General features: G+C 33.2%; 7 protein-coding genes and 2 pseudogenes. 6 read left to right on the plus strand and 3 right to left on the minus strand.

The window, feature by feature from the left end; translation table 11 throughout:
* Nucleotides 1-152: 152 nt before the first annotated feature.
* A protein-coding gene (locus F885_RS20605; RefSeq protein ID WP_085944219.1) for an IS3 family transposase occupies nucleotides 153-1,297 on the minus strand; the annotation gives its coding sequence in 2 pieces (ribosomal slippage) (nucleotides 153-1,033 and nucleotides 1,033-1,297; 1,146 coding nt in all).
* A 170-nt stretch (nucleotides 1,298-1,467) separates the two neighbouring features.
* Here F885_RS20605 and F885_RS14490 point away from each other — a divergent pair.
* The 3 genes from F885_RS14490 to F885_RS14480 all read left to right on the plus strand — a co-directional run bounded on the left by F885_RS14490 (nucleotide 1,468) and on the right by F885_RS14480 (nucleotide 10,062).
* The gene (locus tag F885_RS14490; RefSeq protein WP_005314385.1) at nucleotides 1,468-2,931 is read left to right on the plus strand and encodes an SEFIR domain-containing protein; all 1,464 of its coding nucleotides are present in this window, start codon (nucleotides 1,468-1,470) and stop codon (nucleotides 2,929-2,931) included.
* Between the two features lie 9 nt (nucleotides 2,932-2,940).
* Nucleotides 2,941-7,581, plus strand: coding sequence for an NACHT domain-containing protein (locus F885_RS14485; protein ID WP_005314388.1), 4,641 nt, complete (start codon nucleotides 2,941-2,943; stop codon nucleotides 7,579-7,581).
* A 300-nt stretch (nucleotides 7,582-7,881) separates the two neighbouring features.
* Nucleotides 7,882-10,062 (plus strand): CHAT domain-containing protein, encoded by a 2,181-nt coding sequence (locus F885_RS14480; protein WP_005314391.1) that lies wholly within the window; start codon nucleotides 7,882-7,884, stop codon nucleotides 10,060-10,062.
* A gap of 31 nt (nucleotides 10,063-10,093) precedes the next feature.
* Here the strand turns inward: F885_RS14480 and F885_RS20320 are convergent.
* Both F885_RS20320 and F885_RS21430 read right to left on the minus strand, forming a co-directional pair.
* A pseudogene (locus F885_RS20320) lies at nucleotides 10,094-11,221 on the minus strand (Fic family protein).
* 233 nt (nucleotides 11,222-11,454) lie between these two features.
* A pseudogene (locus tag F885_RS21430) lies at nucleotides 11,455-11,517 on the minus strand (hypothetical protein); the annotation flags it as partial.
* Nucleotides 11,518-12,183: 666 nt separating this feature from the next.
* On the opposite strand from F885_RS21430, the gene F885_RS14475 reads away from it, so the two are divergent.
* From F885_RS14475 to mumR, 3 genes are all read left to right on the plus strand, one after another.
* Nucleotides 12,184-13,710 carry a TerC family protein gene (locus tag F885_RS14475; RefSeq protein ID WP_005202529.1) on the plus strand — a complete coding sequence of 509 codons (1,527 nt, stop codon included), beginning with the start codon at nucleotides 12,184-12,186 and terminating at the stop codon, nucleotides 13,708-13,710.
* 196 nt (nucleotides 13,711-13,906) lie between these two features.
* Nucleotides 13,907-14,851 carry a DUF4424 family protein gene (locus F885_RS14470; protein WP_005202532.1) on the plus strand — a complete coding sequence of 315 codons (945 nt, stop codon included), beginning with the start codon at nucleotides 13,907-13,909 and terminating at the stop codon, nucleotides 14,849-14,851.
* 106 nt (nucleotides 14,852-14,957) lie between these two features.
* Nucleotides 14,958-15,869 (plus strand): LysR family transcriptional regulator MumR, encoded by a 912-nt coding sequence (gene mumR, locus F885_RS14465; RefSeq protein WP_005183446.1) that lies wholly within the window; start codon nucleotides 14,958-14,960, stop codon nucleotides 15,867-15,869.
* Nucleotides 15,870-16,142: the final 273 nt, after the last annotated feature.

Below are 16,142 nucleotides of genomic sequence, written 5' to 3' on the forward strand. Positions count from 1 at the left end.
ATATATGTTCTTTTAATAATCTTTTAGTGTGGTCCATAAAGATATATGCATCCTGTCGATATAATTCAAAGGGGTAAAGTGCTATAGAGTAAGAGGTGGTCCCACATGTTTGAACAACTAAAAGCTTATTTATAAGTGATACTCTGCTCTAGTTAAGCTACCTTATTTTGTTGTGGTAGCTGGTCATAGTAAAACTCATCTGGAGTCATTTTGTCCAGACTCGAATGAGGTCGTTTCAAATTATAAAATTCAAAATATGCGTTTAATTGCTTCTTCGCATCCAAAACATTGCTGTAGGCTTTGAGATACACCTCTTCATATTTAACGCTCCGCCATAATCGTTCAACCATCACATTATCAACCCATCGACCTTTACCATCCATGCTGATTTGGATGTCATTTGATTTCAATACATCAATAAATGCATCACTGGTAAACTGACTGCCTTGGTCTGTATTAAATATTTCAGGTCGACCATATTTTTCAATAGCTTCATTTAATGTTTCTATGCAAAATGTAACCTCCATACTAATCGATACTCTATGCGCAAGTACCTTGCGGCTATGCCAATCAATCACAGCACATAAATAAACAAAGCCTTTTGCCATAGGGATATACGTTATATCCGTAGACCACACTTGATTACTGCGCTGAATAGCCAATCCTTTGAGCAGATATGGATATTTGCGGTGAGCTTGATTAGCCTGGCTTAAATTTGGTTTGCAATATAACGCATTAATGCCCATTTTCTTCATTAAAGTACGTGTATGACGTCGTCCTATATGATGTCCTTGACGATTCAACAAATCACGCATCATACGGCTACCTGCAAAAGGGTATTGCATATGTAACTCATCCATACACCGCATCAGCTTCAGATCTGATGCACTCACAGGTTTTGGGCGATAGTAATAACAACCACGGGAGACTTTCAGCAGCTGAGCTTGCTTAGATACTGAAATCTGAAGTGAGTCATCGATTAACTTTTGTGGTTGAAGCGGCCCAGTTTCTTCAACACACCTTCTAAAAAATCAATTTCTAATGCCTGCTCACCGATTTTTGCATGTAGTTTTTTTAGATCGATGGGTGGTTCTGTTGGAGCTTTTGATTGATCGAAAGCTTGCGAGGAAGCTGAAATCAGTTGATTTTTCCAGTCGATAATTTGGTTTTGATGAACATCAAATTCAGCACTCAATTCAGCAAGTGTTTTTTCTGCTTTAATCGCAGCAAGTGCTACCTTAGCTTTAAAATCATTTGAATGATTTCTTCTTGGTCTACGTGCCATAAAATACTCCATATATTGATGTTTATAACATCATTTGGGGAGCAAAATATCACTTATAAGTGTTGTTCAAATTTCCTGATCCACCTCTAGTATTATTTAATTATATACTACTGTTGTTACGATAAAAAACTCTTCTTACCAATAAAGTAAATGAAATTAAAATTGTATGAGGATAGCTGGTAATGGCTGCACCAAAGTTGTTCATATCTTATAGTTGGACCTCTACTGAACATGAGGATTGGGTCTTAAGGTTAGCTCATGATTTAACAGAATCAGGAGTCGATGTAAAATTCGATAAATGGGATTTAAAAGAGGGGCAGGATCCTTATCATTTCATGGAACAAATGGTAGCAGATGAGACTATTACGAAAGTCATTATGATTTGCGATAAAAAATACAAGAGTCGAGCAGATGATAGAGAAAAAGGTGTTGGTGTTGAAACACAAATTATTTCTTCAAAAATTTATAATGAGGTTAAGCAAACGAAATTTGTAGCTGTTATTGCAGAGGTTGATGATAATGGAAATCCTTTTATACCAGTATATTATTCAGGAAGAATACATATTGATTTGAGTAACGATGATAAATATACACAAAATTTTGAACAATTAATACGGTGGATATTTGATAAACCCTTGCATCAAAGACCACAGCTAGGTAAGCCACCACAATATATTTTAGAAGAAAAAGTTTCTTTGCTTGGGACTGATGCGCTAGCAAGACGATGTATAGATTTGCTCAAGAGTGGAAAGCCCAATGCTCAAGGAACAGTAAGTGAATATTTTGATACAGTGCTAGAGAATCTAAGTAGATTCAAATTAGAATATTCTGATGATTTAGAACCAGTTGATCATGCAAAATTAATTTTTAATAGAATTGAAGAGTTTAAGCAACCTCTAGAGCAAATTATTGGAGTGCTATATACAATCGCTTCACATGCCGCAAACGAGGATAGTATCTTGGCGCTTCACCGTTTTTTTGAGGGAATGTCTCAATATTTCTATCCAGATTCGAATGGAAAAACGAGCTATAGTTATAGAGCATGGGATTTTGATTTTTATAAATTTATTGGATGTGAACTTTTTCTTTATGCATTAGCAATTTTTATAAAAATGGAAAAATTTTCTGTTATTTCATTTTTATTAAATCAACCATACTACTGTTATAGAGAGTCAGGTCGTTCAAAAAAGATCAAGCAATTTGATTTTTTAAATCAAGATATTGAATCACTTAAATTTTATTTTTCAAATGCAGAGTCTCAGAATTGGATATCTCCATTTGGTGAGCTTATCAAAAGAAGATTTTCCATAAAATTTTTAGGACTGGATCATTTATGTCAGGCAGACTTTATTTGTTATTTAAATTTGATGTCTAAAAATATAGAAAGTAATGGATATGATTACTGGCACCCATCCTTACAGATATATCACGATGAGCATGATGCTTATGAAATTTTTGCAAAATCAGTTTCAAAGAAATACTGTGAAAAAATATTACCATTATTAGGTATTAACTCTACATCTCATTTGAAAGAATTATTAGAAAAACTTTCTAGTAATTCAAATATGCTTCCAAGAGTAGGGGGATGGAGAAATTTGCTTATCCAGCGTTTATCCAATTATGACTTACTTTTAACCTTACCTTAGTTTTTGAATATGCCAGAATTAAATTTTTCAAATATAAGAACTTTTGATGGGAGTAAAGATGGTGGATTTGAAGAATTAATCTGCCAATTAGCTCACCTGTGCCCTCCGGCAAATTCCCGGACCTTTGAAAGGAAAGAGGGGGCTGGTGGAGATGCTGGTGTAGAGTGTTATTGGATACTTAATGATGGTACAGAACATGCTTGGCAAGCTAAATACTTTTTAGAGAATGTTGATGATTCTCAATGGACTCAAATTAGTGATTCGGTTTTAACAGCATTGGATAAACATCCAAATATCACAAATTATTATGTTTGTATTCCTCAAGATTTACCAGATAGCCGAAAAATGGGGCGTGGAGGAAAACAGGTCGTAAGTGCCAGGGATAAATGGAATACTCATTGTTATAAATGGGAAAAAGAAGCTCTAAAAAGAAATATGCTGGTAAATTTCCATTTTTGGGGAAAGCATGAAATTTTATTAATGCTAAGCCAACGGGATAATCCATTGTTTAATGGACGAGCAAGATATTGGTTTGATGAGTTAATTATAACTAAAGATATTTTTGAAAGAATTATTAACAGGTCTAGGCTTTCTTTAGGTGATCGTTTTACACCAGAATTTCATGTGGATCTACCTATAGCTAAAATATTTGAGGGGTTAGGTCGGACAAAAGAATATATAGAATTATTGAACTCCAATGTGTATGAGTGGCTTTCAATAGTTGGTGAGGTGGAAAAAGCTCTTTTACGTTTGGAAAGTTGTGATAAGAATTATTTTAAAGATTTAGTTAAAAATATAAGTTATCAAGATAAATGGAGTTTAATAACTACTACTATTGAAGATATAAAAAATAGTTTGAAATATAAAGACTGGTTTTCCAATCTGGAAATATATATTTCAGTATTTAGTGAAATTAAAGAATTTTGTTCTGAACTTATTAGAGTTTATCATTTTGCTTCTGATCATAAAAAAACTGTAGAAACTGTAAGAATATATCAAAATGATATTTATAAATTTAGTGATATAACAACTAATCTATTGAATTTTTTTACTGATAAAATTACTCAAGCTGCTTATACAAGGCAGTTTCTATTACATGGCGATGCTGGGAATGGTAAGTCTCACATGCTGTGTGATATTGCTTTAACGAGAATGGGTAAGGGATTATCTACAGTATTTATGTTAGGGCAGCACTATCAGGGTGGTAATCCTCTAGATTTTTTAAAAAGAGAATTAGATTTAGCAACAATAGATGATAGTACACTTTTAGGAGCATTGGATGCTTGTGGAGAAGCAGATAAGTCTAATCTTCTGATCATAATTGATGCAATTAATGAGGGGCGATTTAATAGAGATTGGAATGACTGGTTGATCAGCTTTTTTCATCAAATTAGCCAATATCCACGTATAAGTATAGTTGTCAGTTGTAGATCCACCTATCTTAACTATATATTTCCTGAAGGTTTAAGAAGTAATATTACTCAACAGGAACACAATGGATTTAAAGGGTTTGAGCATAGAGCTGCTTCGATTTATCTAAATAGACAAGGGATTGTTAAGCCATCTGTACCTATATTAGCTCCTGAATACACGAACCCCCTTTTTCTTAAAACATGCTGTAAAGCAATAAAACAAGCAGGTCTGAGTGAGTTTCCTAAAGGGTTACATGGAATAGTAAATATTTTTGAGTTTTATATTCAAAGTGCCCAAAATAAAATTTCTAAAGTTAAGGGATATAGACCGCATGAAAAGGTTATTTATAATGCCTTACTACGGTTAGCAGAAAAATTGTTTCCAGATAATGTTTATGGGCTAAAATTTGAAGAAGCATTTGAATTAATTAATAGTATAGATTCACGTAATGGTTCAGATAAATGTTTATATGATTTGATGCTAGAAGAAGGACTGATATCTGAAGATATTGAGTATAATGGAGTAGATGGTCAAACGAATCATAATGTGGTCGTTCGTTTTACTTTTGAAAGGTTTAGTGATTACTTAATTGCTATTAGCATAATGGCTGGCATAAAAAGTATTCCTGAACTAGAAGTAGCACTTTATGAAAATTATAATTTCCAACTTCTAAAATCAAAACAGAATAGCTTTAAATTTTTAGGTATCTGGTCTGCACTTAATATTATCATAGCTGATGAATTTAAAACTGAGTTGATTGACTATTTTCCTATTGAAATTCTAAACTATTATTTTTTTAAAGAGATTTTTGTTAAGACCTTAATAAGTCGAAGCACAAGTTCATTCACTGATAGAACAATAGAAATTTTTCACCAAATTCCTGACAAGTGTTATGAAGATCATAAGATAAATATTTTGTTTGCATTAGCAACAGAACCTACTCATAAATTGAATGCAGTTTTCTTAAATGATTGGCTTAAAAATATGTCTCTCTCTTCAAGAGACTCTTATTGGTCAACTTATGTGGCATATGCTGATGAAGTTGAAGAGGAACATGAAACAGAGTCCAACCTTAGAGCATTAATAGAATGGGCTTTGAGCAAAGAGATTGCTTTAGCAGAAGAAGAAAGGCTCTATTTGTGTTCTATAGCATTAACTTGGATAACATCAACTACAAATAGAAAGCTACGAGATGAGGTAACTAAGGCAGTTACTCATTTGCTTTGCTTTATTCCAGAGAGAATTATCTTATTTCTTGAAAACTTTTATGAAACAAATGATCCTTATATTAATGAAAGAGTTTACGCTATTGTCTATGGGGTTTTGACAAATCTTCAAGATAACTCTTATACATCTAAAATAAGTAAGTGGATTATAGAACATCACTTTAAAGATAAATATCCATATCCACATGTTCTATTAAGGGACTATATTGTCAGTATATTGCTTTATGCAGAACATAAACAAAGTCTTCCTATTGATATAAAAAGAGAATCTTTTTTACCACCTTATAAGCAGAAATGGGCTTTAAAAGACCCTATTCATGTTCTGAATATTGCTGATCAAGATAAAAATGATATTTATCAATCTGTTATGAGTTCTATGTCAGATTTTTATTGCTACAGCATGAGAGCTATTGATGAAGTTACTTGTACTGAATTAGATATAGAGGATATGAGGGTAGGATTAGATGAGAAAATAAAATTTGCAAAAGAATTACCTGCAAATTTAGCTACTGAGTTGGAAGCTTTGATTTTGGAAGAAGCAGATTATCTTTTGATGAAAAAATTAGAAGAATCTAAATTATGGAAATCTTTAAATTTTGATAAAATTTTGGAAGAAATTTCTAATAATAGAAGAAAGCAGATTGTTCTTGATCCGAATCCAGAACCTAATGAAATTATTAATTTTAATAAAAAAAATAAAAAAAATGAGAAAACAAAAATACAGTTATTTTTAGAAAACAACAAAGATAAATTTAATTCATTGCAACAAATTAGAGCTAAATGGGTATTTAAATTATCTAATTTCGAAATTGTGATGCAATCAAAAAAGCAAGCTCAGCGATGGATTTATTTTAGAGCAATGCAGCTTGGTTGGAGTGATGAGTTATTTAAATCATTTGATAGAAACTTATCTTCTAATGGCGGAAGTAGACCTTTGATAGAGCGAATCGGTAAAAAATATCAATGGATTGCTTATCATGAATATTTAGCCTATTTAACAGATAGCTTCCAAGTGAAGCCCGATAGTCGTTTCCCTGAAGCAGTTTCTACTGATTTTTTTGGGGGGTGGCAACTTGGTGTAAGAGATATCGATCCAACATTATTGATTAGAAGAACAGGAGATGATGGTTGGTCAATAAATAACACTACTACATGGTGGCAACCAATTTCAATAAACTTTGCTGCGAGCAATAAGATAAATGAATTACAGGAATGGCTTTGGACTGAAAAGAACTTACCGCAGTTTAATAAAGCTCTTATAGTAAAAGATGAATGCGATATAAGTTGGTATGCTTTAGCTGGTTTTGTGAAATTTAGAAAAGAGCCAAAAGTAAATAAAGATGAAATTCCATCTCAGGATTTTTGGTATAGAATTAATCCAGTTATTATATCTAATCAATTTTTTTCTGATTTTAAACAAAAGGTCTTGCGGCAGGAACTTTGTAATCCTGATTTAATTGAAACGCTACGAATAGGATATCATTCTTTTCTAGGTGAGCATTGTTGGCACCCTTGTGTATATGATTATCTAAATGATTTATCTGAAGGTTTTGGATGTAGATTGGAGCATATAGATGAGAATTTAGAAGCCTTTTCTCCAATCTCAAAATATGAATATGAAGGTAGTACTAATGATGCTTCTGTTAAAGAGGGCATAAATTTTTTTCTTCCTTCACCACAATTCATTCATTCATTAGGTTTAAAGAGAAAAGCTTTGTCTGTTAATAATTGGATTGATTCTTCAGGGCGAATTGTTTTTCAAGATCCAAGTGTTGATGAAAGTGGTTCTAGTTTTGCTTTATGCAGTAAAGATATACTTGATAATTGGTTAGAAGAAAACGATTATAGATTGGTTTGGTTAATAGGTGGTGATAAAAAACTTTTCACAGAGTACAATCATGATTTTTATGGACAGTTAAACTTCAATGGTTTTTTCTCAATAGATGATAATGGTGTAAAGGGCAAGATATGGACAACAAGGATAGAGTTGGATCGTGATGGTTACGAATAATAATACTTTGCCAGTCTGCGATTAAAGCTTTCTTTTTTCTAGACAGTTTCCATGTAAACAAGTATGTTCAATATCATCAGAGAGTTTTTTGGTTATAAAATATTCATAAATTTCTTATGCATACCTTTTTTATTAATCAATTTCAATTAGAGCTTATTCGGAGTTTACTATGATTGAATTAAGGAGTATTCTACAAATAGTTATTAATTTCAGGTGTCTTTGAACTGAATTTTAAGAAATTATAGAGAATAGTAATCCATGATGTTAAAGCTCAACAATAATTTTTAGAATAAAATTAATATGAATCAAAAGTATATGGATACTATTTGCTATATTATCCTATTTAATAGAGAAGATCTAACATATTTTAATAAGTATGATAGGGGTATACTTAAAAAAACAGAGATATTTGAAAAAATTTCTTCCTTTCCTAAAGACTTATATGAATTATTTTTTTCAAAAGAAAATATTATAAGAAATCGAATAGGTGGTTTATTTGATGGGTATTGTATAAAATTTATCTCAAATTGTGAAGAAATTGAAAAATCTCCTTTTGATATAAATGTTGTTTTTATATCTTCTATCTTAGATATTGATAAGATTAATCGTGAGGTTATATTTGTTTCTGATGAATTGTTAACAGATATTAATCGTAAAATATATAATATAAACGATATTAATAAAATAAAATTATTAAAACTGGTATCTGATTTAATATCTACATTAAGTTTGGAAAAGAGAGTTTACTTTAGAAATCTTAGATGTATTGCTCATGGTAAAGAAAAATCAGAATTTTTAAAATTAGAAGAAAAATTTATAAAAAGTATATACACAAAATCTAATTTAATTCTTTTGAAATCAATGAAAATAGATTGTGATTTTGATGAATATGGTTTTAATTTTCAGATGGAATATCAAGAAAGAATTATTGAATGTATAAAATTTATTAAGCATGATGTATGTAAGAATATTCCTCTATCTATTATGGAGATGCTGCCAAATATAGATTTTATAATAAGTGATATGTCAAGTAATCTAGAGTTTCTAATTAATAAAGATGAATTTAGTGCTAATGCATTGGCTCATAAGGGTTTTGGAGATGGTCGCCTTTTAGAAAAAACAATAAAGTTAATTAATCAAAATAAAATTGAAAATAATGTTAATGAAAATCAGTATATTAGTATTTATGTTCAAGAAAGGAATTTTATCGAATCACTAATAGCATTAAAATCTTCGGGTAATATCGCGATAAATATTAAGTTGCCATGGGCAAATAGCTTATTTTTTAGCAAATTAAAAGATATTGGTATTGTTGATAGGAGTAATAATAGAAATAAAATTAATATATTAATGTCTAAGCTATTAAGTGAATTCGAAATTAACAATTGGTATGATAACTTCGATAAAAAATATTCATCAAATATAAAGGTAGTATCGAATCTTCCAGTTGAGTGGTCTTGGCATAATGGACTGCCTCTTATGGTTCGGCATGAAGTCAGTCGTATACCTGTTTCTCCAGGAATTGTATCTACTAAATTATTGCTGGATTCTGAACAAGTTTTTTTGAAGAAGTGTAACTTTAAAAATATAAAAATTATTAGTTCATTTGCAGATTCGGATCCTATTAAAGAAGATCTTAGTAAAAAAGTTAATTTTATAAATAATGAGCTTAAATTGGAGTATTCGACAGTTAGAGCATTATTGGATAGTAATAGTGAAACAAAAGGGATTGATATAGAAGTTGGAGAAGAAGGATTAGATATTTCAATAGACTGGGTTAATGTTAATACGTTGCAAGAATTATCCGAAACATTAGCTCATGATGATTCTGCTATAACGATATTTGATTTACATGGTAGCCATGATGTAAAAGGAAATGGAGTTATAATACTTAAGGATGAAACCGTATCAGTTTATGATTTAGTTGGTAAAGTGAGAATCTCTCCAATAGTTATTTTAAGTTCATGCGACACTAGCCCTATAGATAGAAATCATTACACAATAGCAAATGCATTTTTTTTGGCTGGTGCAAAAACAGTTTTAGCAAGTGCACTTCCAATCCAAAGCCATGAAGCCTCTATTTTTATTGCTAGATTGTTACTAAGGATTAAATATTATCTGCCAAAACGTCTAGATGATGTTGGAATTAGCATCAGATGGTCAAGTGTTGTAACTGGTATGATCCGTAAAACATTTTATAGTGAATTAATATCAATGTTACAGAAAAAATTTGGTTTAGATGCTGGATTGAAGAAAAATTTAAACTTCTCTGTAGGTCAAAATCTTGATCCTTTAGATAATAACTGGCATGAAAAAATAATAGAAAAAATAAGTATGCAAATTGGTATTCCTATTGATAAGTTAAAAAACTTAATCAGGACAGAATTTATGATGCCTGAATGTATAAAATACATACAATTGGGTAATCCTGAGTTAATAGTAATTGCTGCAGAAAAGCATATTTCATTGAAGGCTGATTAACTTAACTTCGAATTAGAGGAATTTTGTATATCTATCTAAGATACACTATCTCTTTGACTTGATATCTTGTATTTCTTCCGCCACCCTCAAGCTTTACAATACAGCCTTTTTCAGTAAATCAGTGAGATGGCGAGTCGCAGTTGCTCGACTTACTTTAGCCACTTTCTGGTATTGTGAAGTAATGATCCCATGTTCAAAGCCATTTTCCCACCGTTAAGTAGCCGATTTAAAACCCTGCGCTGCCCCTCATGTAAATCCACTTCTGAAAATTCTGCCAAAATGTACTTTTTAAAAGTGTCCTTTCAATACGCTTTAATGTTTGTTCAAGGCTTTCATTCAGTACCTGTAGAAACCAAAGTAACCAATTCGTAATATAAAAACCACCTTTTGGGGTTGCTTCGAGAATTTCATAATAGATCTTAAGCTTATCTAGTATAAAAGGTGACATTGCATATAGATGGATACTCTGCTGATCCATCTGTGCTAAAGCCAAGTCAGTCAATATACAGGTAATACGTCCAGTACCATAATCAAAAGGATGGAGTGTCACAAACCACAGGTGAGTTATTCCAGCTCAAATCAGTGGGTCAAGTAGGGTATTGGCTCTGCGGGTATTAAACCACTGAATGAATTCATCTAAACATTGCTCTAAATCATCTTGTGCTGGAGCTTTAAAATGCGCAGTAGGATAATCCATGTGCCCAGTAACAACCTGCATGGATTCATGCTCTCGTAATTGTCCTATCCTAATATGTTGCATGGTCCAGTCGGTTTCATTAATAGCCATGGGTGCCAGTGAAATAATCTTTCAACGGATAGGTCTTGTTCAAAATTATTTAAGGCATCTAGCATAATATTAGCTAGGCCATCTGAGTGTTCTGAGCTTGGACCGAAATGCTTCAATGATACACCTAGACGTTTTGCCGGAGATGAACGAAGCGAATAAATATTCAGAGTTTCATTTTCGATAGCTGAAGATGAAAAAAGATTGGCAATCAGGCTGTCTAGGGTAAGGTATTCTTTTTCAGGGCTATGCTGACTTTATCCAAGCAGGGTTTAAATTTTTTGATGAATCTGTCTAGTAAGTGAAAGAATATTTTTCATCTTTCTATGTAAAAGTTGTCTAGTTAAGCTGTTTCCGAATCCAATCATCATACATATTTGGTTATTCTGAAATAGTGAAAAATAGGAGTGGTCAGATTGTAGTGTATATTCGACTCATTAAATGAGTCAAATAATTTTATTATTCAGCTCATCTAATTATTAAATCTGCTTGCTTATTTGGTGAGCATAAAAAATGGTGGTCTAAGTTGTTTTAATGATTTTTAAAAAGTGTAGGTTTTTGTATAGGTTTTAATATTTTTATTAAAAAATATTTTATAAATCAATGAAAAGGTATTTCTGCATCATCGGCGTATGAGATGAAAGGTCAGCCATGATTTCAGCGCTATTCATGTATGTTAAATCCTTAAATTTAAATAATAAATAAGTTTAGTTTGAACGTTTGGCTGTCTCGCCAATTCTAACAACCACTGTAAAATTCGACTTAATTGCCAAGAAAGTATACCTTTGAAAGGCCTTCTTTTCTGTCAAAATTAAGTCAACAGGGTATGAGAAATTAAATGACTTCCTCAGTCGCTCATCTTAACAAATTGAGAAAGATTCACAAAAAGGAATCCGCGATGTGTGAAGAAATAAACAGCAAAAGAATGGTACTCGATGAACTAGAGCAATCGGCCAAGTGTCGCTATAGCATTAAAATTGGTAAGCAAAAATAGCTTAGATTATTTGCTTAGGTCTCTTTTAAATCTGAAAAATAATGTCCTTAATTGTTTGGTTTAATGGGTTTTATTGTGAATCTCATTGCTTAAAATATGTAACAAATTATTCAAAATATAATTAAAATATGAGCTTTAATTCTATATATCATATTGATATTTAATTGATTTGTTCATATTTGTTTAGCTTGTATATGATTTTTAAAAAAATAAACTCAATTCTGAAAGATTAGGCATAATCAGAGCAACTATTGTCAAAAAGGTTAACATAAATGGATCCCTCGCCGGGTACAAAGTTAAAATACAATTTCATGACTCCTTGTTTTTATGTAAGGAGTAAATAATGGAATTTTTATTAGATCCAGGGATTTGGGTAGGTTTGCTTACTCTGATCGTTTTAGAGATTGTTTTAGGGATTGATAATCTCGTCTTTATTGCCATTTTGGCAGATAAACTTCCTCCTTCCCAACGTGATAAAGCCAGAGTCATTGGTTTATCGCTCGCCTTGATTATGCGCTTGGGCTTACTGTTCGCCATTTCTTGGTTAGTCACCTTAACCAAACCGCTTATTTTTATTTTTGACTGGTCTTTTTCGGGCCGAGATCTGATTCTTTTATTCGGTGGTTTATTCTTACTGTATAAAGCGGTAAGTGAATTACATGAACGGATGGAAGGCAAAGCAGAAGTCAAAATTACCACCAATGTGGTCTATGCAAGCTTTACTGCAGTTGTCGCCCAGATTGTGGTATTGGATGCCGTATTCTCATTAGACTCGGTGATTACCGCCATTGGTATGGTGGATAATATCTACGTCATGATGGTGGCAATGGTTGTGGCCATGTTGGTGATGTTGCTGGCTTCTAAACCCTTAACAGAGTTCGTCAATCGACATCCAACCGTTATCATTCTCTGCTTAAGTTTCTTACTGTTAATTGGTATTAGCTTGATTGCTGAAGGCTTTGGTTTCCATATTCCTAAAGGCTATATCTACTCGGGTATTGGTGTTGCGATTGTGATTGAGGCATTCAACCAGTTTACGCAACGTAACCGTTCAAAGCATGAGTCGAAGATTCCGCTACGTAATCGAACTGCGGATACGATTTTAAAGCTTATGGGTGGCAAGGCCGAAACCACTGCGACCAATCCGCTGCAACATTTGCAAGCACAACAAACATTTGATGACCAAGAACGTTATATGATCGGGGGCGTATTAACACTGGCAGAACGATCTGTGGCTTCAATTATGACGCCACGTAGTCAAATTTCTTGGATTAACATCAACGAAACGCCTGAAAAAATACGCGAACAGATTTTATCTGTACCGCATAGTTTATTTCCTGTATGTCGTGGCAGTTTGGATAAAGTATTAAGTGTGGTTCGCGCCAAGGAAATCTTGGATGTACTGGATGATGAAGCGCAATTAAAATCTTTGATCAAAGCACAACGTCCGATCTTTATTTTTGAAAAAATGAAAGTGATTGATGTGATCAATACATTGCGGACTTCTAAAGGCTCATTGGTACTGGTTAATGATGAATTTGGAAATGTGCAGGGATTAATTTCACCGTTGGATGTTTTTGAAGCCATTGCCGGTGAGTTTCCAGATGCAGATGAGCAGCTTGATTTGATTCAAGTTGATCAACGTACTTGGAAAGCTGCAGGCACGTTAGATTTGTATCAACTTGAATTACAGTTAGGCGTCGATTTAGTCGATGAAGAGACCGCTTATATTACCGTGTCGGGACTTATTCTCGATAAAAGTAACGGCCTAGTGGAAGTTGGCTCAATGCTGGACTATCAAGACTTACAATTTGAAGTGGTCGAGATGGAGAGCAATCGGATTAAAACGGTAATGATTCGATTAAAGTAAATCATCTTGCTAAAAGCAGCGTTCAGGGTTTGATAAAATTTTGAACTTGAATATAAAAGTTTGAATCAGGGGAGTAGTTTGTGATCAACAGACTGCTCCTTTTTTAAATGTACAATAAGTAAAAAAGTAAACATATGCGCCTTTAAGCCGCTATGATTGATCCTGATAATGACAGTCTTAAATTGGACACTTAAAAATGAAAAAAATCATCTTGGCATGTTCTATTTTGCTGCAAATACCGACCTATAGCCTAGCTAATGATTCAACAGGCTATGTGGGAACGGGCGGAGTGGCCTATCTTAAAAATGAGCATGTTGCGATGCAAAGTGAAGACTTATTTATTAGCAAAAAACTGATTAAAGTGAATTATCTTTATAAAAACTTAAGCAATAAAGATGTGACGGAAACCATTTTGTTTCCCTTACCACGTATCGATAACTTCTTTGAAGCGGATTTTGCCCATACCGAAGCATTGCTAAAAAGCTTTAAAATTATTGTTGATGGTCAAAATATTCAGCCAGAAATGCATGTGCGTACTTTTATCCAAAAGGATGAAAAGTCGCCGTTGATTGATGCAACAGATCTATTTAAACAATGTGGTTTTAGTCAAACCGACATGCTTAATCCTTGGATGCGTAACAATGATGACGATCGCTATTTTGTCGATAAATTAAAGCAATGTAAGCAGCCACAAATGCAGAAGATATTGGCGAACTTTAAAAAAGATGATGAAATTCCATGGTCGTCTCAAGTGATTTATAGTTGGAAGCAAACCTTTAAAGCCAATGCTCTGACCAAAATTCAGCATCAATATCAACCTTTGGTGGGTGGCGCGGTTGCTCTATATCCTGATGAATATAATCAAAACTTTTGTATGGATGCGCAATTTAAACAGGGCTTAAAAAAAGCCAAAGCAGAGAATTCACCGTTTAATGCTTTAAGCTATATTCTGACCACGGGGGCAAACTGGGCTAAACCGATTGAAAATTTTAAATTGACGATTGAGCGTGATAAGAATGAATTGGTCTCATTTTGTTGGAATGGCAAAGTCGAAAAAATTAGTCCAACGCAATTTCAGATGACCAAGCGCAACTTCGTTCCCAAACAGGATTTAGATATCATCTTTGTGAGTGTGAAATAAGTCGGTTTGCAAATGACTGCAACAAAAATCAATAAATAGGTAGCTTAATCAGGCGGATCACTCCCATACTATATAGTGAGAAAAGGATAGCGAGCTTTGGTTTAAAGTGAATTTAAAGAATCTAGAAGCATTTTACTGGGTGGTGACGCTGAATAGTTTTAATAAGGCAGCGACAAAATTACAAACTACTCAGCCAGCGGTATCACAGAAAATCACCGCGATTGAAAATGACCTTGGATTTAAAGTTTTAGATCGAAGTTTTCGCCAACTGAAACCGACGCACAAGGGGATGACCTTATTTAAATATGCTGAAAAGTTGATGCGTTTAGAAACAGAACTGATCGCAGAATTAACTGAAAATCAGCATTTGACTGGCACAATTCGTTTGGGCGTTTCGGAAACCATTGTCTACACATGGTTGGTGGAATATATCGAGAAAGTTCAGCAAGAATTCCCTAAAGTTTCTGTAGAAATCGTGGTTGATCTAACCCCAAATTTACAAGAAGGCGTCCGCACAGGTGATCTCGATATGGCCTTTTTACTCGGACCAACGCTGGCTTTTGAATGTATTGAACAGGCACTGTGTGATTTTGAACTTAGCTTCTTGGCTTCACCTTCATTTAAAGGAGGGATTGCTCAAATGTCATTTAAGACATTAATGTCTCATACCATTTTGACCTATCCAAAAATTACCTACCCCTATAAAGAGCTGAAAGCCAAAATGAAGGAACAAGGACTGGATGAGCCGCTTTCGATCACCAGTTATTCTTTGGCAACCTTATTACGTCTTGCCGAGCAAGGCTTGGGGATCGCTGTGGTGCCGACTTTAACCGCTTTAAAAGAAATTACCGATGGCCGATTAGAAATATTAAATACGCCAATCAAGTTAAAGACCTTTCACTTTACCTCGATTTATATTCAAGGCAATGATGCTGCATTGAAAGAAAAATTAACCGATGTCGCCGTGATGGTTTCTGAGAGCGCGATGAAAAGCTTGAATGAGAAAATAAAAATTTGAGGTACTTAAAGTAAGCTTCTGTAAGAGCCGTGTATGTGGGAATCCAACAGCTGCTGAGTTAAAAAATTATAAAAGCAGCTTATCAGGAGTGATAAGTAAAATTTATCTTCGAACTAATCATAAATAAAAAGTAATTAAATTCAATGGATTGGTTATAATTTTATATCTAAAAAGTCGTATTGTTCAGTTGGCTTGCATATGTTTTTATTTGAACGAGAAGATTTGATTACCCATCGCTGAGTGGGAGAACAGGGAATCTTTGTGATTTAAAAA

This window comes from Acinetobacter higginsii, from assembly GCF_000369845.1.
In the GTDB taxonomy this organism is placed as follows: Bacteria; Pseudomonadota; Gammaproteobacteria; order Pseudomonadales; family Moraxellaceae; genus Acinetobacter; species Acinetobacter higginsii.